General features: G+C 55.8%; 21 protein-coding genes. 15 read left to right on the top strand and 6 right to left on the bottom strand.

Annotated elements, in window-relative coordinates:
- Nucleotides 1-207 precede the first annotated feature (207 nt).
- Nucleotides 208-768 carry an ATP-dependent protease subunit HslV gene (gene hslV / locus TH4_RS05630; protein WP_064780260.1) on the top strand — a complete coding sequence of 187 codons (561 nt, stop codon included), beginning with the start codon at nucleotides 208-210 and terminating at the stop codon, nucleotides 766-768.
- A 180-nt stretch (nucleotides 769-948) separates the two neighbouring features.
- Nucleotides 949-2,259 carry an ATP-dependent protease ATPase subunit HslU gene (hslU, locus tag TH4_RS05635; RefSeq protein ID WP_064780261.1) on the top strand — a complete coding sequence of 437 codons (1,311 nt, stop codon included), beginning with the start codon at nucleotides 949-951 and terminating at the stop codon, nucleotides 2,257-2,259.
- Nucleotides 2,260-2,341: 82 nt separating this feature from the next.
- Here hslU and TH4_RS05640 read toward each other — a convergent pair whose 3' ends face one another.
- The gene (locus tag TH4_RS05640) at nucleotides 2,342-3,751 is read right to left on the bottom strand and encodes an ATP-binding protein (RefSeq protein WP_008888829.1); all 1,410 of its coding nucleotides are present in this window, start codon (nucleotides 3,749-3,751) and stop codon (nucleotides 2,342-2,344) included.
- 284 nt (nucleotides 3,752-4,035) lie between these two features.
- A complete protein-coding gene (locus tag TH4_RS05645; RefSeq protein ID WP_064780262.1) occupies nucleotides 4,036-4,617 on the bottom strand; it encodes a malonic semialdehyde reductase in 582 nt (193 codons plus the stop codon).
- A 253-nt stretch (nucleotides 4,618-4,870) separates the two neighbouring features.
- Between TH4_RS05645 and TH4_RS05650 the strand changes: the two genes are divergently transcribed.
- From TH4_RS05650 to TH4_RS05680, 7 genes are all read left to right on the top strand, one after another.
- On the top strand, nucleotides 4,871-6,136 hold the full coding sequence (locus tag TH4_RS05650; protein ID WP_064780476.1) for a polysaccharide deacetylase family protein: 1,266 nt from the start codon (nucleotides 4,871-4,873) through the stop codon (nucleotides 6,134-6,136).
- A 203-nt stretch (nucleotides 6,137-6,339) separates the two neighbouring features.
- Nucleotides 6,340-7,566: a bifunctional phosphopantothenoylcysteine decarboxylase/phosphopantothenate--cysteine ligase CoaBC gene (gene coaBC / locus TH4_RS05655; RefSeq protein WP_064780263.1), complete on the top strand. Its 1,227-nt coding sequence runs from the start codon at nucleotides 6,340-6,342 to the stop codon at nucleotides 7,564-7,566.
- A gap of 74 nt (nucleotides 7,567-7,640) precedes the next feature.
- A complete protein-coding gene (dut, locus tag TH4_RS05660) occupies nucleotides 7,641-8,105 on the top strand; it encodes a dUTP diphosphatase (RefSeq protein ID WP_064780264.1) in 465 nt (154 codons plus the stop codon).
- 93 nt (nucleotides 8,106-8,198) lie between these two features.
- Nucleotides 8,199-8,654, top strand: coding sequence for an RrF2 family transcriptional regulator (locus tag TH4_RS05665; RefSeq protein WP_008888834.1), 456 nt, complete (start codon nucleotides 8,199-8,201; stop codon nucleotides 8,652-8,654).
- Between the two features lie 203 nt (nucleotides 8,655-8,857).
- Nucleotides 8,858-9,808, top strand: a complete 951-nt coding sequence (gene cysK / locus TH4_RS05670) for a cysteine synthase A (protein WP_064780477.1) — start codon at nucleotides 8,858-8,860, stop codon at nucleotides 9,806-9,808.
- 226 nt (nucleotides 9,809-10,034) lie between these two features.
- Nucleotides 10,035-10,838, top strand: a complete 804-nt coding sequence (locus tag TH4_RS05675) for a HesA/MoeB/ThiF family protein (RefSeq protein ID WP_064780265.1) — start codon at nucleotides 10,035-10,037, stop codon at nucleotides 10,836-10,838.
- Complete coding sequence (locus TH4_RS05680) at nucleotides 10,828-11,259, top strand: DsrE family protein (RefSeq protein WP_008888837.1); 432 nt, start codon at nucleotides 10,828-10,830, stop codon at nucleotides 11,257-11,259. Before TH4_RS05675 ends, TH4_RS05680 begins: the two co-directional genes overlap by 11 nt.
- A gap of 21 nt (nucleotides 11,260-11,280) precedes the next feature.
- Here the strand turns inward: TH4_RS05680 and TH4_RS05685 are convergent, their stop codons facing one another.
- The gene (locus tag TH4_RS05685) at nucleotides 11,281-11,970 is read right to left on the bottom strand and encodes a LysE family translocator (protein WP_064780478.1); all 690 of its coding nucleotides are present in this window, start codon (nucleotides 11,968-11,970) and stop codon (nucleotides 11,281-11,283) included.
- Between the two features lie 100 nt (nucleotides 11,971-12,070).
- Here TH4_RS05685 and TH4_RS05690 point away from each other — a divergent pair, with 100 nt between their 5' ends.
- Both TH4_RS05690 and TH4_RS05695 read left to right on the top strand, forming a co-directional pair.
- On the top strand, nucleotides 12,071-12,985 hold the full coding sequence (locus TH4_RS05690; protein WP_064780479.1) for a LysR substrate-binding domain-containing protein: 915 nt from the start codon (nucleotides 12,071-12,073) through the stop codon (nucleotides 12,983-12,985).
- A gap of 76 nt (nucleotides 12,986-13,061) precedes the next feature.
- The gene (locus tag TH4_RS05695; protein WP_008888840.1) at nucleotides 13,062-13,607 is read left to right on the top strand and encodes an MgtC/SapB family protein; all 546 of its coding nucleotides are present in this window, start codon (nucleotides 13,062-13,064) and stop codon (nucleotides 13,605-13,607) included.
- 37 nt (nucleotides 13,608-13,644) lie between these two features.
- Here the strand turns inward: TH4_RS05695 and TH4_RS05700 are convergent, their stop codons facing one another.
- Together TH4_RS05700 and TH4_RS05705 are read right to left on the bottom strand one after the other, a co-directional pair.
- Entirely contained in the window at nucleotides 13,645-14,685 is a 1,041-nt protein-coding gene (locus tag TH4_RS05700; RefSeq protein WP_063086132.1) for a LacI family DNA-binding transcriptional regulator, read from the bottom strand.
- A gap of 50 nt (nucleotides 14,686-14,735) precedes the next feature.
- Nucleotides 14,736-16,067, bottom strand: coding sequence for a GH1 family beta-glucosidase (locus tag TH4_RS05705; RefSeq protein ID WP_064780266.1), 1,332 nt, complete (start codon nucleotides 16,065-16,067; stop codon nucleotides 14,736-14,738).
- A gap of 242 nt (nucleotides 16,068-16,309) precedes the next feature.
- Here TH4_RS05705 and TH4_RS05710 point away from each other — a divergent pair, with 242 nt between their 5' ends.
- From TH4_RS05710 to TH4_RS05725, 4 genes are all read left to right on the top strand, one after another.
- Entirely contained in the window at nucleotides 16,310-17,554 is a 1,245-nt protein-coding gene (locus TH4_RS05710; RefSeq protein ID WP_064780267.1) for an ABC transporter substrate-binding protein, read from the top strand.
- A gap of 189 nt (nucleotides 17,555-17,743) precedes the next feature.
- The gene (locus TH4_RS05715) at nucleotides 17,744-18,595 is read left to right on the top strand and encodes a carbohydrate ABC transporter permease (RefSeq protein ID WP_040822274.1); all 852 of its coding nucleotides are present in this window, start codon (nucleotides 17,744-17,746) and stop codon (nucleotides 18,593-18,595) included.
- A gap of 59 nt (nucleotides 18,596-18,654) precedes the next feature.
- On the top strand, nucleotides 18,655-19,452 hold the full coding sequence (locus tag TH4_RS05720) for a carbohydrate ABC transporter permease (protein WP_245227749.1): 798 nt from the start codon (nucleotides 18,655-18,657) through the stop codon (nucleotides 19,450-19,452).
- Nucleotides 19,453-19,457: 5 nt separating this feature from the next.
- The gene (locus tag TH4_RS05725; protein WP_064780268.1) at nucleotides 19,458-20,537 is read left to right on the top strand and encodes an ABC transporter ATP-binding protein; all 1,080 of its coding nucleotides are present in this window, start codon (nucleotides 19,458-19,460) and stop codon (nucleotides 20,535-20,537) included.
- Between the two features lie 63 nt (nucleotides 20,538-20,600).
- On the opposite strand, the gene ddpX is transcribed toward TH4_RS05725, so the two are convergent.
- Entirely contained in the window at nucleotides 20,601-21,161 is a 561-nt protein-coding gene (gene ddpX / locus TH4_RS05730) for a D-alanyl-D-alanine dipeptidase (RefSeq protein ID WP_063086120.1), read from the bottom strand.
- Between the last annotated feature and the right edge of the window lie 31 nt (nucleotides 21,162-21,192).

The following is a 21,192-nucleotide window of genomic DNA, read 5'->3' on the forward strand; positions in this document are numbered from 1 at the left end:
AATTCTTTTACCATCTCCAAGGGTAAAGCATGTGGCGCGGGTATGCCTTGAATTTTTTGGGTATCTCAGCGTTGAAACTGTGTTTTGGTCAACATGAAGGTCGCGCGGTCAGCGGAAGCGGCAGTTGCGGGTGGCTTCTGCCCTTGACCGGGGCGTCTGCCGTGCTAACTCTTGGGCGAAGCAATCGATGAGATTCAAGGATAATTCATGAGCGAACAACAAAGCTGGCATGGCACGACAATTCTGTCCGTGCGCAAGGGCAATGAAGTCGTGGTGGCCGGTGATGGTCAGGTCTCGCTTGGTCCGACGGTGATCAAGGGCAATGCCCGCAAGGTGCGCCGGATCGGCCAGAAGGGCGAGATCATGGTGGGCTTTGCCGGGGCAACGGCAGATGCCTTTACCCTGCTGGAACGGCTTGAAGCCAAGCTTGATCGTCATCCGGGCCAGACCATGCGCGCCTGTGTAGAGTTGGCCAAGGACTGGCGGACAGATCGTTACCTTCGCAAGCTCGAAGCCATGATGGCGGTGGCCGATAAGGACGTGTCACTGGTTCTGACCGGCCAGGGTGATGTTCTTGAACCCGAAGATGGCATCATTGCCATTGGTTCGGGTGGTAACTATGCGCTTGCTGCGGCTCGGGCCCTGCTTGATCAGGACCTCAGTGCCGAGGAAATTGCCCGCAAGGCCATGGCGATTGCCGGTGAGATTTGCGTCTACACTAACGGCAATGTCTTGCTTGAGAAAATCGATATCGAGGATGCGAAATAACGGTGCCAGCAAACGTCGCCTTTCGGGCTGCAAATAACGAAGACCTGCGCTTCCGGTGCTCACGCACATCAAAGTGCGCTGCGCTCCGGTTCTCGGGCTCCGTCATTTTCGCCACGAAAATCGACGTTTAAGTTGAATGGGCCGCTTCTGCATTCGTCGCAAAAAGATACGGAATAAATCATGACCCAACATTACAGCCCGCGCGAAATTGTTTCCGAACTGGACCGTCATATCATCGGTCAGAAGGATGCCAAGCGCGCGGTCGCCATTGCGCTGCGTAACCGCTGGCGCCGTCAGCAGCTTGACGAAACCATGCGCAATGAGGTTCTTCCGAAAAACATCCTGATGATCGGCCCGACCGGTGTCGGTAAAACCGAAATCGCGCGTCGCCTTGCCAAACTGGCCGAGGCCCCGTTCATCAAGATCGAAGCGACCAAATTCACCGAGGTTGGTTATGTCGGGCGCGACGTTGAACAGATCGTGCGTGATCTGGTGGAAGTGTCGATTGATCTGACCCGCGAAAGCATGCGCAAGAAAGTCCGCGCCAAGGCCGAAATGCAGGCCGAGGAACGCATTCTGGATGGTTTGGTCGGTGAAAATGCATCGTCCGAGACCCGCCAGAAGTTCCGCAAGATGCTGCGCGAAGGCGAACTTCAGCACAAAGAAATCGAGATTAACGTGCAGGAAAGCAGTGCTGCTTCGATGCCGACCATCGATATTCCGGGCATGCCCGGTGCACAGATGGGGATGCTGAACCTCAATGACATGTTCGGCAAGGCGTTTGGTGGCAATACCAAGCCCAAGCGCATGACGGTCGAAGAAGCCTTTGAGCGCCTGATCGATGAAGAAGGTGACAAGCTTCTCGATAATGACAAGGTCACTGCCGAGGCGATTGAAAATGTCGAACAGAACGGCATCGTGTTCCTGGATGAAATCGACAAGATCACCGCGCGTTCCGAACGTGGTGGCGATGTGTCGCGCGAAGGTGTTCAGCGCGATCTGTTGCCGTTGATCGAGGGGACCAACGTTTCAACCAAGCATGGCACGGTCAAAACCGACCATATCCTGTTCATCTGTTCTGGTGCGTTCCACCTTGCAAAGCCGTCTGATCTTCTGCCGGAATTGCAGGGTCGTCTGCCGATCCGTGTAGAGCTTAAGGCGCTGACGGAGGGCGACTTCCGCCGCATCCTGATGGAGCCGGAAGCATCCCTGATTAAACAGTATATCGCGCTGATGAAGACCGAGGATGTCACACTCGACTTTACCGAAGATGCGGTCGATGAAATTGCCCGTATTTCGGCAAATGTGAACGAATCAGTCGAAAATATCGGGGCGCGTCGCCTGCATACGGTGCTGGAAAAGCTGCTCGATGATATCAGCTTTACCGCCACCGACCGTGGGGGCGAGACTTTCAAGGTCGATGCCAATTATGTCCGCGAACAGGTCGAAGACCTTGCCAAGGATACCGATCTTTCGAAGTTTATTCTGTAATCGAAACGTTCGATCAGACCAGATATGCAAAAGGCCAGCACATTGTTGCTGGCCTTTTTGTTTTTGCATGTCTTCCAGACGCTTAGGCGGAATGCAGTTTCCGGACATTGTCGCCGGTTTTGGCCGGGAGATAGACCGTAAAGACCGAGCCGACACCCTGTTCACTTTCGATCTGCATGGTGCCGCGGTGGCGTTGCACCAGATGTTTGACGATGGCCAGCCCAAGGCCAGTACCGCCAACCGCGCGGGAGCGTGCAGTATCAACGCGGTAGAAACGCTCCGTCAGGCGCGGCAGGTGTTCACGGGCGATGCCATCGGAATGATCGCGGATGGCAACAGCCATGATGCGGTCGTGGCGGAAACGCGCCAGTGCACCCGGCGGGTTTTTGGCCAGACTGATCGAAACTTCGACATCGGTATTGGCGTGTCCGTATTTGATGGCGTTTTCGACCAGATTGACAAAGACCTGGGTCAGTTCCTTTTCCTCGCCAACCATTTCCGTGTCATCAAGCGTGCTGGTGACACGGATGTTCATGCCCTTGGCTTCGGCCTTCAGGGCAAGGCTTTTGGCGACCTTGCCAATGATCTTGCCAACATCGCAATCTTCGGAGGGCGGGGTATGTTCATTAAGCTCGATCCGGGCAAGAGACAGCAGGTCTTCGATCAGATGCTGCATGCGCTGGGCCTGATCGCGCATCACCGGCAGGAACTGGTTGAGCGCGTCAGGATCGTCCTTGGCCGGGCCTTCAAGCGTTTCGATAAAGCCCAGCAGCACCGAAAGAGGCGTACGCAGTTCGTGCCCGGCATCGGTTGCGAAGTCGGCGCGCATCTGTTCGAGTTTGCGAAGCTCGGTCAGATCGGAGAATGTCAGAACGAAGTTCCGGTCGCCGGCAGCAGCAGGCAGGCGCGCGGTCAGTACGTCGAAGTGACGGTGCGCGTCCGCCGCCAGCACGAATTCCGCATGCTTCATGGTTTCGCGCGCGCTTGCGACATCGTCAAAGGCATCCAGCAGGATCGGGTCACGGATAAAACGCGTCAGATCACGGCCGGTTTCGAGGTTGTGAAACAGGCCCTTGGCCGCCCGGTTAAACCCCGTGACCACGCGATGGCGATTGACCATCACCACCGGGTTTGGCAGGTGATCAAGGATTTCGGCATCGGTGCTGGTTTGTGCCTCAAGCAGGGCGATGCGATCACGAAATGCCGCGGCAATCTGGGTATAGAGCGATGAAAGCTCGGAGGCGGCGGCAAAGCTGATATGTTGCGGCGGGGTGCCTTTATAGCGGTCGCGCAGATCGGTCGCGTAGCGTGCCACCCGGCGCAGATCGCCAAAATAGATGCGCAAGATCGCCGCAGCCCCGAGCCACGCGGCGGTCGCAGACAGGATCGCTGTGCCCCAGCCAAGCTGCTCCATCGCCGCAAGGACGACAAAGACAACACCTGCCGGAAAGGCAACGGCCAAAGCCGTAAGTATCAATTGGCGGAAACCCAATTAACGCTCCTGTTTAAACGGGGTGACGGCGGTTTATCACGCGTGTGATCAAAAGTGGACCTAAAATGGTTATGGGCCAGTAAAGATCAAATAAAACTTTGATGACAGTTTTCTAAGCACTGAAGTGATTGAAAATATCTGTCGGGCGCGTGGTGATGCCATCCACTGCCCAACGCCTTTGGGCAAGATGCTCATGTGGGGAGTGTATCGGTTTGCGCCAACCGGCGGGCGGATGTTTTAACGCCCGCCGGTCAGGTTCTTGCTTGGTGTGATCAGAAGCCTGATCAGATGATTTCAGCACCCTGGTCGAAGCTCAGGCGCGGCTGGCGTTCAAACAGCTTGCTGCCATCGCCATAGCCGATATTGAGCAGGAAGTTGCTTTTATACGCGGTGCCAGCAAAGAATTCGGCATCGACCTTGGCGTTATCGAAGCCCGACATCCCGCCACAATCAAGGCCAACGGCCCGAAGGGCGAGGATGAAATAGCCTGCCTGCAGCGTGCCATTACGGAATGCGCTGGTTTTGATGGCTTCTTCCTTGCCGGCAAACCACGACCGGGCATCGGTATGCGGGAACAGGTCGGGCAATTTTTCGTAAAATTCCATGTCATGGGCGATGATGGCGGTCACCGGTGCCGTCATGGTTTTTTCGATATTGCCCTCTGCCAGGCAGGGTTTGAGGCGTGCACGGGCTTCATCGGTGGTGACGAATGTAATGCGCATCGGTTCGCAATTGGCACTTGTCGGGCCCAGTACGGTCAGGTCCCAGGCCTTTTTGAGAAGTGCCGGGTCGACCGGTTTGTCGTGCCAGACATTGTGGGTGCGGCCATTGTGAAAAAGAAGGTCAAGTCCATCAGAATTAAGCATGCATCCTCGTCAATCAGAAGTGGTTGCCAAAAGTTCGATATGGTTACCATTAGATTTGTAATGTGGCGGACAACTGGCAAGAGCTGATATGAACTGTGGAAAAACAATCGGTTCACTGGTATTTTCGAAGTCAAAATGACCCTGCAAAACGCAATGCGTGGGGCAGGAGACGGGTTTTCTACTGGGGGGAGATCCGAGGGCGCGAATGAGTTGCGCCCCGGCGTGGGTGGATCGCAAGATACTGGAAACAGATATGGCAGTTGAGACCAAAGGGCACAGCGCAATTTCGGCAGTGATGCGGGTGAAACCGCCGCGCAGGATGCACGGCCTTATTGTCGGTGTCTCCTTCGCGGTTGGGCTTACTTTTGGTGCTACGGCGGGCTTTGCCCAGATCGCGTCGGATAGCGCACCTGCAACAGATGAAACGGTTGAGGCGACGACGGCTGAGCCTGCGGTAACGGGTGCGGATGGTGCCGAAACCCCGGAAACCCCGGAAGTCCCGACGACCGAGGCAACAGCACCACAGGACGCAGCCCAGTCCGATGCGCCGCAAAGTGCGGATCAGGAAATGGTTGCGCAAAGCGGAGACGCGACCTCGGCCGTGGTGTTTATGTATCATCGCTTTGGCGAGGGCGAATATCCTTCGACCAACATCACGATGGAACAGTTCGACCAGCACGTCAAAGAACTGACCAGCGGTCCCTATACCGTGATGGGCGTTCCGCAGATTGTGAGCGCGCTTGCCGATGGCAAGGGGCTTCCGGATCGCACCATCGGCATTACGGTCGATGATGCCTATCGTTCAGTTTACGAAAAGGCCTGGCCGGTATTTCGTGAACACAACCTGCCCTTCACCGTGTTTGTTTCCACCGAACAACTTGATTCGGGCTATGCCAACTACATGACCTGGGACATGGTGCGCGAATTGTCCAAAGCGGGTGTAACGATTGGTGGTCACAGCCAGAACCACGCCCATTTGCCTGATTTCGACATCGATCGCGTTAAGGCAGAGCTTGCCAATTCTGCCGCCCGCTTCGAGGAAGAACTCGGCTATGTGCCGGAAATCTTTGCTTATCCCTATGGGGAAGCCAATGGCGAGGTCATCGCCGCGGTCAAGGAAGCCGGTTATCGCGCGGCCTTTGGCCAGCAAAGCGGTGCGATGCACACCGAATCCGATTTTATGTATCTGCCGCGTTATGCCCTGAACGAACATTACGGCGCGATGGATCGGTTTAATCTGGCGGCGAATTCCCTGCCACTTGTGGTCAGCGATGTCACACCGGCTGATTATAGGCTGACCCGCAATCCGCCGGCCTTTGGCTTTACGCTGGCAGAACCGGCCCCGTCGATGAACTGTTATCCGTCCGAAGGGGAGCCGACCATGTCGCGCCTTGGCGAAGAACGGGTTGAAATCCGCCTCGATGGTCCGGTTTCAAGCGGGCGCTGGCGGATCAACTGCACCGCCATGGGACCAGATTCACGCTGGCGCTGGTTCGGAATGCTTTATACCGTTCCATAAGCAACCGGTTGATGGCGCAAAACCCGATATTCAGCGTCGGGATCTGAAATCCAAATAAAATCAACGCCATGTCCAGATACCGGGCATGGCGTTTTTCAAACTAGCCTGTGGCTTTTATCGTGTTCTTGATTGGGTTCTTGCGCCAGATTAGGGGACAATGTAGGTTAACCACACTTCTTAACCGTAATTAATTGGTAATCACAGTGCCAGGTGACTTAAATCGAAAGAGTGTCCTTCTGATCATCTCGGGGGGCATTGCCGCCTATAAGGTGCTTGAGGTGATCCGTCGGTTGCGTGATCGCGGGATCCATATCCGCGCCATCCTGACCAAGGGCGGGGCCGAGTTCGTGACACCGCTTTCGGTTGCGGCACTGACCGAAAACAAGGTCTATCAGGATCTGTTTTCCCTGACCGATGAAGCGGAAATGGGTCATATCCGCCTGTCGCGTGAGGCGGACCTTGTTCTGGTCGCCCCGGCAAGTGCCGATATTCTGGCCAAGATGGCGACCGGACAGGCCGGTGATCTGGCGACAACTGCGTTACTTGCGACCAACAAGCCAGTGATGATTGCACCCGCAATGAATGTCGAGATGTGGAACCATCCGGCAACCCAAGCCAATATTGCCACCCTTGAAAGCCATGGCGTGCTCCGCGTTGGCCCAGCGTCTGGCGACCTGGCCTGTGGCGAATTCGGATCGGGCCGTTTGGCCGAACCGGCCGAGATTATCGCAAGTGTTGTTGATTTCCTGGAACAGCAAGACGCGCCCAAACCCCTTGCCGGTAAAAAGGCGGTGGTCACCAGCGGCCCGACCCATGAGCCGATTGATCCGGTGCGTTATATCGCCAACCGGTCCTCGGGCAAGCAGGGCCACGCGATTGCCGAGGCGCTGGCACAGGCTGGTGCAGATGTGACACTGGTGACGGGTCCGGTAACCCTGCCTGATCCCGCAGGAGTGAAGGTCGTGCGCATCGAAACCGCACGCGAGATGCTGGGGGCCGTGCAGGCCGCCCTTCCCGCTGATATTGCCGTTTGTGCCGCGGCGGTCGCCGATTGGCGCACGGCTGATGAAGCCGGTCAGAAGCTTAAGAAAGATGGATCGGGGGTGATCCCCGACCTGAAGCTTTCGGAAAATCCCGACATTCTGGCAACCATCAGCAAGTTCGGGCCAATGCGCCCGGGGCTCGTCATCGGTTTTGCCGCCGAGACAGAGAATGTCACCGACCATGCCCGCGCCAAAAGGGTACGCAAGGGGTGTGACTGGATCCTGGCCAATGATGTGGCGCCCGCGACCGGGACCTTTGGCGGGGATGATAACGAGATTTACCTGATTTCAGGCGATGACGAAACCAGTGACGAACGATGGGAACGCCAAAGCAAGACCGGGGTAGCCCGCGCGTTAAGTGCGCGCATCATCAAACATTTTTCCTGACGGGCGTATCCCGGAAGGCAGACCGAACGATTAGACCGGCAGATGATCCTGCCGGGACAAGACAAGGATAGACGATGTCGCTTTTAAGCGTTGATTTAAAACAGCTTCCGCACGGGGCGGACTTGCCGTTGCCGGAATACGTAACCGCGCAGTCAGCCGCGGTTGATTTGCAGGCTGCGATTGACGGGACGCTGGTTCTGGCACCGGGCAAACGTGCCATGGTCGAAACCGGTATCGCCATCGCATTGCCCGCCGGGTTTGAAGCGCAGGTGCGTCCGCGGTCAGGCTTGGCGGCGAAAAACGGGGTCACGGTCCTTAACAGTCCGGGCACGATTGATGCCGATTATCGCGGCGAGATCAAAGTCATCCTGATTAATCATGGTGACGAAGCCTTTGAAATCGAGCGCGGCATGCGCATTGCCCAGCTGGTGGTCGCACCGGTGACGCAAGTGACATGGAACGCCGTAGAAGACTTGAATGAAACCGCGCGTGGTGCGGGTGGTTTCGGTTCGACCGGAACAGCCAGCCCGGCCCGATAGGTTCGGGAAAGCATGCTGGTCGATCCGGTTTGACGCTATCTGGTTATGCCGTCTGGGGGGATGGCTGAACCGCAAGGGGAGTTGAGTGAAAAGATGCTGAAGCTTTCTAAGAAGATGCTGTTTGCGATCGAGGCGGTTGTGGACATTGCCTATAACGCGGCGGGTGAGCCGGTCCAGAGCCGGGATATCACCGCGCGTCAGGGCATTCCGAAACGTTACCTTGAACAGACGTTGCAGCAGTTGGTGCGTGCCGACATTCTGGTCGGCGTGCGTGGCCCACGCGGGGGGTATCGGCTGGCGCGTGAACGCCGTCGCATTACGCTTGCCGATATCGTTTCGGTGATCCGGTCGATGGAAACATCTGATGACCCGATCGAGGATCCCGCAGGATCGCCACTGGGCAAGGAAGTCGTCCGTCCGCTGTGGCGGGAATTGCAGGACGAAATGATGAAGCAGCTTGAAAAAATCACGGTCGAAGACCTGTGCAACCGGGCGCGTGATGCGGGCCTGCGCAGCGGGATCGAAGAGTCCCCGGATTTCATCATTTGATCTTATCGGGGTGCAGCGGTTTGGTGTATCGTCATTGCACAAGAAACTGCTGCTATTGAAGGTAAAACTACAAGTTTATGGAACGTTGCCCGGCACAGGATCTGTAAAAAATCTTTCAATCCGTTTGACCCGGATAAATAGCGAGATAAATACAGATCAAAGATGTGCTTGATGGCAAAAATACAGAAACGTGCGAGGAAAACATGACTGAGTTTCGCGGCAAGATTTACGACAGCATCATCGACACCATTGGCGCAACGCCGCTGGTGCGCCTTTCGCGACTGGCAGAGGCCGAAGGTGTCAAAGCCGACCTGATCGGCAAGCTTGAATTCTTTAACCCGCTGGCCTCGGTCAAGGACCGTATTGGTCTGGCGATGATCGAAAATGCCGAGAAATCCGGCAAGATCAAGCCGGGCGCAACCCTGGTGGAGCCGACATCGGGCAATACCGGTATTGCGCTGGCCTTTGTGGCGGCGGCCAAGGGTTACAAGCTGATCCTGACCATGCCCGAAAGCATGTCGCTGGAACGTCGCAAGATGCTGATGCTTCTGGGTGCGCAGATTGATCTGACCCCGGCGGCCAAGGGCATGAAGGGTGCGGTTGCCCGTGCCGAAGAACTGGTTTCGGAAATTGACGGTGCCGTCATGCTTCAGCAGTTTGACAACCCGGCCAACCCGGAAATCCACCGCAACACCACGGCCGAGGAAATCATCAAGGATACTGCCGGCAAGGTAGATATCTTTGTTGCCGGTGTCGGTACCGGCGGGACCCTGACAGGGGTGGGTGAAGTGATTAAAAAGCATAACCCGAACATCCAGATCGTTGCTGTTGAGCCCGAAGACAGCCCGGTTATTTCCGGTGGTGCACCGGGCCCGCATAAAATTCAGGGCATTGGTGCCGGTTTTATTCCGGGCAACCTCAATATCGATGTCATCGACAAGGTCATGACCATCGGCAACGAGACCGCCTTTGCCACCGCCCGCAAGCTCGCCAGCATCGAAGGCCTTCCGACCGGTATTTCGTCCGGTGCAGCGGTTGCGGCCGGGATCGAGCTTGGCCAGCTGCCGGAAAACGAAGGCAAGCGCATTGTTGTGATCATACCGAGCTTTGCCGAACGGTATCTTTCGACCCCGTTGTTCGAAGGTCTGCAATAAGCAGCCTGAAAGACCAAAGATTTCAAAGGGTCCGGCACGATGTGCCGGGCCTTTTTCATTGGCGGAATGCGGGGCTCTGGCTTGGTTGACAGAGCACGTAAAGCATTTCGTTGCGATATGGATATGAAATCTTTGCTTGAGGCCACTGTTCCATGGGCTATATGCAAAAGCCTAGTGGATTACCATCTGATTTGATGACCGACGTTCTGACAGGAAGCCCACCCGCGTGAGTGATTTCGATTTCAGCGAAAATGAAGTGCAACGCTATGCCCGCCATATCGTCCTTAAGGAGGTTGGCGGCACGGGGCAGATGAAGCTCAAACACGGTCGGGTTCTGATCGTTGGGGCGGGGGGACTTGGATCGCCGCTTGCGATGTATCTGGCCGCTGCCGGGGTTGGCACGATCGGGATCGTTGATGCCGACACGGTCGAACTTTCAAACCTGCAACGCCAGATCGCACATGGCATGAAGGATATCGGAACGCCCAAGGTCGACAGTGCCAAGGCGACCATGGCGGATATGAACCCCGAAGTCACCGTGCAGGCCCATAACACCCGGCTTGATGCCAGTAACGTCATGGATCTGATTGCCGATTATGATGTGATTGCCGACGGGTCGGATAATTTCGATACGCGCTTTTTACTCAACGATGCCTGCTACCACGCGGGCAAGACGCTGGTTTCGGGTGCCGCTCTTCGCTTTGACGGGCAGGTATCGACCTTCAAGGCCCATCTGGGTGCCCCGCATCCCTGTTATCGCTGCATTTATCATGCCCCGCCACCCGAAGACGCCATTCCGTCCTGTGCGCAGGGCGGCGTTTTGGGATCGGTTGTCGGTATGATCGGCGGCATTCAGGCGACAGAGGTGCTCAAGGAGCTGATGGGCATTGGCGATGGCCTTTCCGGGCAGCTTTTGATTATTGATGCGCTGTCCGCTTCGTTCCGCAAGATCAAGGTGCCCCGCGATCCGGGCTGCCCGACCTGTTCAGAAAACGCCACAATCAAGGACCTGTCTATTCATGAGCACTGAGTCTGATACGCCCAAAAAGCTTTCCCTGGTGGTGTTTTCCGGGACCTATGAAAAGGTTCATTACGCCCTCGTAATGGCATCAGCCGCCTTGGCATCGGGCCGTGAAGTGACGCTGTTCTTCACAATGGATGCCAGCCGGGCGCTGTTTGCGCCGTCGGGTTGGCGTCATCTGCGCACCGAGGTTGACGGGGCGACGGCGACATCGATTGATCTTAGTTACTCGACGCGTGGCATCGGCACTTTCGAAGAATTGTTGTCGGCCTGTGCCAGCCTCAATGCCAAGTTCATGATCTGCGAGATGGGTCTGCGCGCCCTTGGCCTTGAAAATCAGGCAAAGCGTGAAGAACTGGCAATCGAGACCGGCGGTGTTGTTACGTTCCTGAACGATGCCAAACAGAACGGCGAGATGCTGTTCATCTGATCTTTGAGGTCGGTGTTCACCCTAGCTTGCCAGAAGTTTGACACCCAGGCCGGCAAGGCAGATGCCAACACCGCGTTCGATCCATGATTTGATTGCAGCAATGCGCGCCTGCACCGATGGCAGGGTCAGGGCTGTTGCGACAAGCGCAAACCAGATCATGTGGCAGGCCGCGATATAAACCCCATACGCGACTTCCTGAATGATCGCGGTGTCTGGTGAAATCACCTGACTGAACAGCGATACGATAAACAGCATTGTTTTGGGGTTTAACGCATTGCAGGCAAAACCGATCCAAAACGCCGACCCGCTGTTTTGTGCCCGACGGGTTTGGTTTTGGTTCGGCTGATCAGAGTTTGTGACGTTCGAAGCACTTTTGCTGTGATTCGGCCTGCCCAGCAGGCGTTGAATGTCCGGCCAAAGCGCCGATACGCCAAGCCAAATCAGATAAGCCGCCCCAAGGTAGCGCAAAGCCGATAAAACCCAGATATTGCTGGCAAAAACAACGCCAAGCCCGATCAGCGTGTAGCCGAGATGCACCGAAACGCCAGTACCGATCCCAATGGCGCAGAGCACGCCTGCCCGCCGTCCGCGTGCAAGGGCGATCCGGGTCACCATCGCAAAGTCCGGGCCGGGGCTGATCACGGCGAGAATGGTGATGATGCCAACGGCAATGATTTCCATCGATAAGATATCGCCTGTCCATTCCGGCATGATGTGATCCCTTGTGAATGATGAATTCATTTGATGTGTGAGTGAATTCAGTATCAAACTGTTCAGATCGCCGGAAAATCGAAAAATACTGGTATTTATTGTGAGTAATGTTCACAGAAAACGCAGTTTGCCACCCTTGGCGGCCCTGCCCGCCTTTGAGGCCGCAGCCCGCCATCAAAGCTTTTCGCGTGCGGCGGATGAGCTTAATCTGACACACGGTGCGATCAGTCGCGCGGTTGCACAAATCGAGGAACGTCTGGGCGTTAAGCTGTTTGTTCGGCGCAATCGGCGTGTCTGGCTGACTGCCGCAGGCGAGCGGTTGTTGAAGGCAACAACGGGTGCACTTGATGGGCTTGATCAGGCGATTGAGGATATCCATCGCCATGACAAGTCATCCCCGATATTGACCGTATCGTGCGAGCCCAGCCTTGCGATGCGTTGGTTGATGCCGCGTCTTGGTGATTTTCGCGAGGCCAACCCGGATCTGAATATCGATCTGAGGCTGGCGGGCGGGCCGGTGGATTTGTTGGCGGATGGCTGCGATGTTGCCATTCGGCGTGCGGATTACGGCATTTCCGAGCATTACATCACCACCCGACTTTGGCCGGAATATGCGGGGCCGGTTTGCGACCCGGAATGCTGGGAAACCATTCTTTCAAGCGATTTGTCCAACGCCCGGTGGCTTCATACGCGAACGCGCCCCGATGCCTGGGATGACTGGAAACGGAGAAGCGGCAGCACGGCAACCCCGGCAAGCGAGCAGTATTTCGATCATTTCTTTTTCGCCCTGCAGGCAGCCGTGAACCGGCTTGGCACGGCGATTGGTCCCTTGCCGCTTGTGGCTGATGATCTGGTGTCCGGACGGCTGATCGCGCCGCATGGCATGGCCCCGACGGGCTTTGATTATGTCCTGATTACGCTTGATCCGCCCAAGCGTGATCCGCGGGTTGCGCTGTTCTTTGACTGGTTGATGGCCAAGGCAACTGACATGGAGCATGCGATATCACCAGCCTGACTGTGATCAACGAACTGGTCGGCTGTGCATCACCTCGGAACATTGATTGCGTGCCAAGCGTTTGGGGATTGTTTGAATGGCAAGGGTTTATCGCATGCTGACCGACCTTCCCTATTTCGCCACGGCGGAAAAGTACTTCGATATTGGCGTGATCGATATGATTGCGCGTCTGGTGGCGGCAACAGTCATTGGCATGCTGATCGGGTTGAACCGTGATGTGAATGGCAAGCCAACCGGCATGCGCACCCTTGCCCTTGTGTCACTTGGTGCGGCGGTGGTGTCGGTCGTGGCGGTCCATTTTCAGGATCTGATTGATCATCCTGATGCGCTTTCACGTGTGGTTCAGGGGATTTTGCAAGGTGTTCTGACCGGGATCGGTTTCATTGGTGCCGGTGTTATTTTGCGCGAGCCAAAAAACATGTCGGTCACGGGGCTTACCACTGCTGCGACCGTCTGGATGACGGCAGCGCTTGGCATCGCCTGTGCGCTTGCGGCCTGGCATATCGTGATTATTGCAACCGTCTTGACCTTTATTATCCTGGTCGCGCTGAAACCGGTCGAGCTCATGCTGGTGCGCTGGGTCGGTAATTCAGAGGCCGCCAAGGACGCCAAGGAGAGCTAGCGGGCAGTTGGGGTAATCCGCCTTGGCGGGTTTGCGCTTAAAAATCCTCGCCCTCGCGAAAAGCGGCAAGGTCGTCAATGCGGTGATAGGGCAGAAGCGTCTGAAGATTTTCGGGCGGTGTGCCGTTCATCAGGTCATGCAGGTGGCGGGCAAGAACTTCGCCGACATGGCGCTGCGGTTGGTAGTAATAGGCAAGTTTTTGTTTCGAAAGCATGCGAAACGGCATGCCGCCAAAACCGACAACACCAATCCCGTCGCGGATGGTGTCCATGCCAAGTTCCATCAATGCCTCAAGCGCGCCGATCATGGTCATCTGACTTGCGCAGACGACAGCCGTGACATCGCGCTGATTGGCAAAAAGCCGTGTTGTTGATTCGCGCGCAGCCCGCACGGAAATTTCCGACGGCATCCAGATCAGGCTATCGGGATCAAGCCCCGCATCAACCATGGCCCGGCGGGCCCCCTGTTTGCGATATCCGAAAAAGGTCAGGGCTTCGGGCGGGTCGATCATGCCGATATTGCGGTGACCATCATCAAGCAACCGTTTTACCGCGTCATAGGCGGCCTGCTCGTCATCATGATCGACAAAGGCGTGCGGGGTCAGAAGTTCGGTACGGCCAAAGCTGACAAATGGAAAGTCATGTTGCAGACAGTATTTCGCGCGACTGTCTTGCAAGGTGGTGCGTGAAAATACCACGGCATCGGCAAGGCGTTGGGTATGGACCTTGCGCACCGGATCAAGCGGATCTTCGCCGCGCGTCTGGGCCAGCACCAACAGGGAATAGTTATCGGCTTCAAGACCCTGGGTCAGGCTTTCAACCTGTGCCAGAAATCCCGGGTCGCCGTAATCACCGACTTCGGGGGAATAAAGAATGGAACAGACCTGCATGGTTTTGCCGGTTCGAAGCATGACACCACGGGCATCTGGCTGATAACCGATTTCTGCTGCGGCTGCCTTTACGCGGGCGACGGTGTCGGGTTTGACTTCCGGCCCGTCTTTAAGCGCACGCGATACCGTCGTGATCGATAGACCAAGGCGATCGGCAATCGTACGCAAATTGGGGCGAGCAGCAGGCATATACAGGTCCGTTCCATTCAAATTTCGGACAATCTAAGCGCCCGGTTGGCCTAAGGCAATGCGTTCTGTGAAATCACCTTGCGCATGAAATCATAGGATGCCTTGGGGGTACGCTTCTGGGTGGTGTAGTCAACATGCACCAGACCGAAACGCTTTTCATAGCCATATGCCCACTCGAAATTATCCAGAAGCGACCAGGGCATGTAGCCCCGAATGTCGGCACCCTCGGACTTCGCGCGAAGCAGGGCTTCGAGATATTCGGTGTAATAGGCGATGCGGTCCTGATCATCGATCTGGCCGTTTGCCTTAGGGATATCGGTAAAGGCGCCACCGTTTTCGGTAATGAAAACAGGCGGGTTGCCGTAATCATCCTGAAGGATCTTCATGGTCTGATAGAAGCAATCCCCGTCAATTGCCCAACCCATTTCGGTCCGGCGGAAATAGTTTGGCGGCTGGGCATGTTTGAACGGCCAAGCAGCGCCTTCGGCCGCCTGAATGTAGCTCGGGAAATACTGGTTTAGCCCCTGGAAATCGACCTTGGTCTTGATGGCTTCAAGATCGCCATCCTGAATATGGGGCTCCATCCGGTCGATAATCAGTTCCGGATAGCGGCCGTAATATACCGGGTCCAAGAAGATGCCGTTCCATTTGGCTTCGAACAGGTCAATCAGATGCGCATCCTGTTCACGACGGTGCGGAAGCGTATAGCCCTTGTGCATCGGCAACACGAAACCGACCGGCACATCGGGATAATGGTTCTTGATCACCCGGGTTGCACGCGCATGACACAGGTTAAGGTGGTGGGCAACGCGCATTGCCGCACGCGGATCGGTAATTCCCGGTGCGTGGCGGCCTTCTTCGTGGCCGACCCAGGCAACGACATTCGGCTCGTTGAAGGTGACCCATGATTTCACCCGGTCACCAAGTCGGGTGACCAGAAGTTCGGTATAGTCGCCAAACCAGTCAACGATGTCACGGTTGGTCCAGCCACCACGATCCTGAAGCGCCTGTGGCAGATCCCAGTGATAGAGGCACAGCCACGGATCCAGGCCACGTTCAAGCATGCCGTCAATCAGCCGGCTGTAAAAATCGATGCCGGTTTCGTTGACCTTGCCGGTGCCCTCGGGCATCACGCGCGGCCACATCACCGAAAACCGGTAATGGGTTGCGCCCAATCCTTTGATCAGATCAAGGTCTTCGGCCCAGCGATGGTAATGGTCGCACGCGACACTGCCATCATCGCCATTGGCAACGCGGCCCGGTGTTGCGCAATATGTGTCCCAGATGCTGGCACCGCGTCCGTCATCTTTTGCGCCGCCTTCAATCTGGTAACTTGATGTCGAGACTCCCCAGCGGAAACCGTCAGGAAATGATTTGGTCATGTTCGCTTCCTTGCCCTAGCTTTGGATGTCTTTAATATTGAACGCATCCAAAATCGTAACGTTTCGAAAAGCACAGCAAAAAAGCTTCCGTACTTTTATACTGGCCTATTATGGTAAGGTTTTCGTGATTGACAAGGGTGAATAAAGCGCTTATCAAAAAAATCGTAACGTTACGATTTTCCGGTCATATCACTTAATAAGAAACCGGGCGTGATCGTGTCCATTAGGGAGGAACATCCGTTATGATGAAATTTTCAAAGATTGCCGCAAGCGTGGCATTTCTGAGCGTCGGTGTATCTGCCGGTGCACTTCATGCCCAGACTGCCGAAGTCCTGCACTGGTGGACTTCGGGAAGTGAACAGGCGGCCCTTGGCGAAATCCGCAAGGCGTTCGAGGCCAAAGGCGGCACCTGGGTCGATACCCCGATTGCCGGTGGCGGCAACGCACGTGCCGCGGCCGTGAACCGTATGCTGGGTGGTGACCCGGCCGCCGTATTCCAGTTTTCCATTGGTCAGCAACTTCGTGAACTGGCTGATCAGGGGCTTCTGGCCAATGTCGGCGACGTTGCCACGGCAGAAAACTGGGATGAAAAGCTGCCGCCGCTGATCGTTAAGGCCGCGAAATATGATGGCAACTACATTGCCGCACCGATCAACATCCATGGCGAAAACTGGATGTTCTATAACACGGCGGTTCTTGAAGAGGCCGGGATCGAGGTTCCGAAAACCTGGGATGATTTCATTGCTGCGGCAGAAAAGCTCAAGGCCGCCGGTGTTACCCCGATTGGCCTGGGCGGTCAGCCCTGGCAGGAACGCATCATGTTCAACAGCGTCCTTTTGGGTGTCGCCGGTCGTGAGTTTTATGCCGAGCTTTACAGCACGCTTGATGATGACCTTCTGAAATCCGACACGATGCGCAAGGTGTTTGAAACCTTTGCCGCGCTCAAACCGTTTGTCGACGAAGCAAGCCCGGGACGTAACTGGAACGAAGCGACCAACATGGTCGCCAAGGGCGAGGCCGCCTTCCAGTTCATGGGTGACTGGGCCAAGGGTGAAATCATCGCAGCCGGGATTGAGCCCGGCACGACAGTCGGATGTGCCTTCGCCCCGGCGATTGATACCGCCTATATCATGACGGTCGATGCCTTTGCCTTCTCGGCCATGGATGGTGAACACGCAACGCCTGCACAGACCTTGATGGCACAGGTGATGCTTGAGCCGGACGTGCAGATTGCCTTTAACAAGAAAAAGGGATCAATCCCGGCCCGTCTTGATGTGCCTGCTGACAGTTTTGATGTCTGTGCCCAAACCGCCATCAAAACCCTTCAGGACAAGAAAACCCACCTTGTCAGCACCGGTTTGTTTGGTGTGCCAAGTGCGGTTTCGGGTGCGATTGATGACACCATCTCCAATTTCTGGAACAGTGCAGATATGAGCCCCGAAGAGGGTCAGGCACAATTCCAGCAAGCGATTTCCTACGCAAAATAACAATTTTGCGAGTTCCGGATATTGCGGAAAAGCGCCGCTGAAACCATGGATGTGGGTGCAGCGGCGCCTCCATAAATAGGCGAGAATGTCATGGCCGAACCGGCACCGGACGTGTTGCAGCGTTCCGAAGATCGAAAATTCACACTCAAGTCTGGAAAAAAGTGTTGGCGGCCGCAATGGAGTGCGGGGATGGCGCTTATCCCGGCGATGACAATCACGATTGTCTGCTTTTACGGGTTCATCATCTGGACTTTCGTCATTTCACTGACCCGGTCACGGCTTTTGCCCGTCTATAAATTCACCGGCTTTGAACAGTATGTCCGGCTGTTTGCCAATGAGCGCTGGTGGACGGCAATGCAAAACCTGGCAATTCACGGGTTCCTGTTTATCGGCGGCTGCGTAGTTTTTGGCTATTTTCTGGCGATTCTGATTGATCGCGGTGTCAAGGCAGAGGGGATGTTTCGAACGCTCTTCATGCTGCCGCTTTCGATGTCGTTCATTGTCACCGGTGTGATCTGGCAATGGGTAATGAATCCGGGGCTCGGCCTGCAAGAGGCCGTGCGTGCCCTTGGCTGGACTGGGTTTGAATTCAACTGGATCGTGCGCCCCGACAGGTCGATTTATACGCTGGCGATTGCCGGAATCTGGCAGCAGGTCGGGCTGTGCATGGCGCTGTTTCTGGCCGGTCTTCGCAATATTGATCCCAATATCTGGAAAGCATCGCGCGTCGATGGCATCCCGGTATGGCGGGTTTATTTGCACATCATCACGCCGATGATGCGCACGGTTTTCTTCACCGTCTTTATTCTGATGAGCGCGATTGTGATGAAGGCGTTTGATCTGGTGGTCGCTCTTACCGGCGGCGGACCGGGCTTCTCATCGGATCTGCCGGCCCGGTTTGTTGTTGATCATATCCTGAACCGTCAGGAACTTGGTCTGGGGGCGGCCGGTGCGTTTGTCTTGCTGTGCACCGTGATTGCCGTGATTTCCCCTTATATCTATTTCGAGCTCAAAAAAGAGCGCGGCGGGCGGGGGCATTGATCATGCGATATAATCGATGGGCCCTTTACGGATTGCTTTGCCTGGCGGCCGTTATGATCATGGCCCCTGTTTTCATCATGATTTCGACATCGCTGAAATCAATGGATGAAATCAGGAATGGCAGCATCTTTACCCTGCCAACTGATCCAAGCTTTGCCGCCTGGAGCAAAGCCTGGTTTGGTGACTGCACCCAGACACTTGGCGAAAAATGCGGTGGGTTGTCATCTTCGTTCATGACCTCGGTACAGATCGTCATCCCCGCCTTGTTCCTGTCGGTCGGGCTTGGGGCGGTGACGGGCTATTCGCTGGCGGTGTGGAAGATGAAGGGGGCGAATGTGATGTTTGCAGCCCTTCTGGTGGGCATGTTCATTCCCCCGCAAGTAACGCTTTATCCCCTGATCATCATGATCCGCGAGTTGGGGATTTTCGGATCCATTCCGGGTCTTATTCTGGTGCATGTCATCTGGGGTGTCGCATTTACCACGATGATGTTCAGAAACTTTTTCAAAACCGTTCCGCAGGATCTTTTAAAGGCGGCCCGCATTGACGGGGCCGGGTTCTGGCGATTGTTCTGGCATGTGATGTTGCCATTGTCGCTGCCGATCTTGGGTGTCGCGATGATTTTGCAGTTCACCTACATCTGGAACGACTTCCTGTTGGGGCTGACATTTGGCGGGCGATCTGGCCAGCCGATGACGGTGGCACTGAACAACCTTGTCGGATCCCAGTTCGGCGAGAAGGAATACAATGTTGATATGGCTGCAACCATGCTGACGGCCTTGCCCACACTGGCGGTTTATCTGCTGTCCGGGCGGTTGTTTGTGCGCGGCATTGCCGCAGGTGCAGTGAAAGGATAACGGGAATGAATGGCGTCGAACTGCGCAATGTGACCAAGGCCTATGCCGGGATCACGGTGATGGAAAACATCAATCTGGAAATTGCCGACGGGGATTTTCTGGTGCTATTGGGGCCATCGGGGTGCGGCAAATCAACATTGCTGAACATGATTGCCGGTCTGGAACCGGTGACGGGGGGCGCGATTGATATTAACGGGCGCGACGTAACAGCACTTGAGCCCGACGAGCGCGATATCGCGATGGTGTTTCAATCCTACGCCCTCTATCCGACGATGTCGGTGCGCAAGAATATCGGCTTTGGCCTTAAGATGGCGGGCATGCCCAAGCCCGAGATCGAAGAACGGGTGAACGAAGTCGCCGAACTTTTGCAAATCACGCCCCTTCTGGATCGCAAGCCATCCCAGCTTTCAGGCGGGCAACAGCAACGCGTTGCGATTGGCCGGGCGCTGGTGCGCGAACCCGCGGTCTTCCTGTTTGATGAGCCGCTATCGAACCTGGATGCCAAACTGCGTGCAGATATGCGGATCGAGCTTAAGCGTCTGCATGAACGTCTTGGCCGCACGATTGTCTATGTCACCCATGATCAGATCGAGGCAATGACACTGGCAACCAAGGTTGTCGTGCTTGATCGCGGCAGCATCCAGCAGGCCGACACCCCGGAAAATGTGTATCGCCGCCCGGCAAACCGGTTTGTTGCCAGTTTTGTCGGTGCACCGACGATGAATTTCGTCGATGGCACTCTTGTTCGCGATGGTGATCAGGTCTTTTTCGATACCGGTAACGGGAAATTGCCGCTGGTTGATGTCCCCGCCGAGGCCAGCGATCTGGTCGGGCGTCCGATGACGCTGGGCGCACGGCCGGAACATTTGATGTTTGATGATGCCGGGATTTCGGCGCGCGTCGTGCTGGCGGAGCCGACCGGCCCTGATCAATATGTCCGACTTGCGGTGGCTGGTGCGGAAATGACTGCCCGAAGTGGGCCGGAACAGGCCTTCAAGCCGGGATCAGACATCAGGGTCGTGATTGATGGTGCGCGGATGTCGCTTTTTGATCTGCAAAACGGCAAGGCGCTTTTGCACGGCTGAGTTTATGTATTTGCAGGCCGTGGAATTGAAAAATGGCGGTGCCGGAATGCACCGCCATTTTGTTTATTTGACCATCATTGGTTCGGGCAGCGAACTGTCGGAAAACAGCGGATAGCGCGCGCGGGCATTGGGCAACTGATAGTGCCACCATTCATGATCGTAATATTCGAAGCCGGCACTGACCATGATGCCAAGGAGCAGGAAGCGGTTGGCTTCGGCCTCTTTGGAGATCAAATCAGAGCCGTGATAGGACCGGATATGCATTTCATCAAACCCTGCTCCCATATCCAGTTCCTTGCCGTTTTGATCAATCAGCGTTAGATCAATGGCCACACCACGGCCATGTGGCGATCCGAAATCCGGATTGGCGACGAAATCGGGGTTGGGCGAATGGTTCCAAAGGGCCCGTTGGGCTTCCTGGGGACGAAACGCATCAAGAATGCGCAATTTCACCCCCTGACGACGCGCCATAGCAGCGGCCTTTTTCAGACAGGCAGCGGCATCCGCGTGAAGATAGCAGGCAGGTCGTGTATAAATCGGTGCCCCGGTGAAATTGCGATCCGTGGCATAGACGATATCAATTTCGACATCATATTCGTAAGGCGTAATTTCGACCAGCGCCATTGCCGGAGGCTCCCTGTTCTTGTCGTTCACC

The sequence above is a fragment of the Thalassospira tepidiphila MCCC 1A03514 genome (assembly GCF_001662875.1).
GTDB classification, from domain to species: Bacteria; Pseudomonadota; Alphaproteobacteria; order Rhodospirillales; family Thalassospiraceae; genus Thalassospira; species Thalassospira tepidiphila.

Coding starts and splice junctions, on each gene's coding strand:
- TH4_RS05665 (WP_008888834.1), top strand. CDS start 8,199: ATGCTGAAGCTTTCTAAGAAGATGCTGTTTGCGATCGAGGCGGTTGTG.
- TH4_RS05650 (WP_064780476.1), top strand. CDS start 4,871: ATGGCAGTTGAGACCAAAGGGCACAGCGCAATTTCGGCAGTGATGCGG.
- TH4_RS05705 (WP_064780266.1), bottom strand. CDS start 16,067: ATGACCAAATCATTTCCTGACGGTTTCCGCTGGGGAGTCTCGACATCA.
- dut (WP_064780264.1), top strand. CDS start 7,641: ATGTCGCTTTTAAGCGTTGATTTAAAACAGCTTCCGCACGGGGCGGAC.
- TH4_RS05715 (WP_040822274.1), top strand. CDS start 17,744: ATGGCGCTTATCCCGGCGATGACAATCACGATTGTCTGCTTTTACGGG.
- TH4_RS05725 (WP_064780268.1), top strand. CDS start 19,458: ATGAATGGCGTCGAACTGCGCAATGTGACCAAGGCCTATGCCGGGATC.
- TH4_RS05695 (WP_008888840.1), top strand. CDS start 13,062: ATGGCAAGGGTTTATCGCATGCTGACCGACCTTCCCTATTTCGCCACG.
- TH4_RS05700 (WP_063086132.1), bottom strand. CDS start 14,685: ATGCCTGCTGCTCGCCCCAATTTGCGTACGATTGCCGATCGCCTTGGT.
- TH4_RS05680 (WP_008888837.1), top strand. CDS start 10,828: ATGAGCACTGAGTCTGATACGCCCAAAAAGCTTTCCCTGGTGGTGTTT.
- TH4_RS05645 (WP_064780262.1), bottom strand. CDS start 4,617: ATGCTTAATTCTGATGGACTTGACCTTCTTTTTCACAATGGCCGCACC.
- TH4_RS05710 (WP_064780267.1), top strand. CDS start 16,310: ATGATGAAATTTTCAAAGATTGCCGCAAGCGTGGCATTTCTGAGCGTC.
- hslV (WP_064780260.1), top strand. CDS start 208: ATGAGCGAACAACAAAGCTGGCATGGCACGACAATTCTGTCCGTGCGC.
- TH4_RS05685 (WP_064780478.1), bottom strand. CDS start 11,970: ATGCCGGAATGGACAGGCGATATCTTATCGATGGAAATCATTGCCGTT.
- hslU (WP_064780261.1), top strand. CDS start 949: ATGACCCAACATTACAGCCCGCGCGAAATTGTTTCCGAACTGGACCGT.
- TH4_RS05720 (WP_245227749.1), top strand. CDS start 18,655: ATGGCCCCTGTTTTCATCATGATTTCGACATCGCTGAAATCAATGGAT.
- cysK (WP_064780477.1), top strand. CDS start 8,858: ATGACTGAGTTTCGCGGCAAGATTTACGACAGCATCATCGACACCATT.
- ddpX (WP_063086120.1), bottom strand. CDS start 21,161: ATGGCGCTGGTCGAAATTACGCCTTACGAATATGATGTCGAAATTGAT.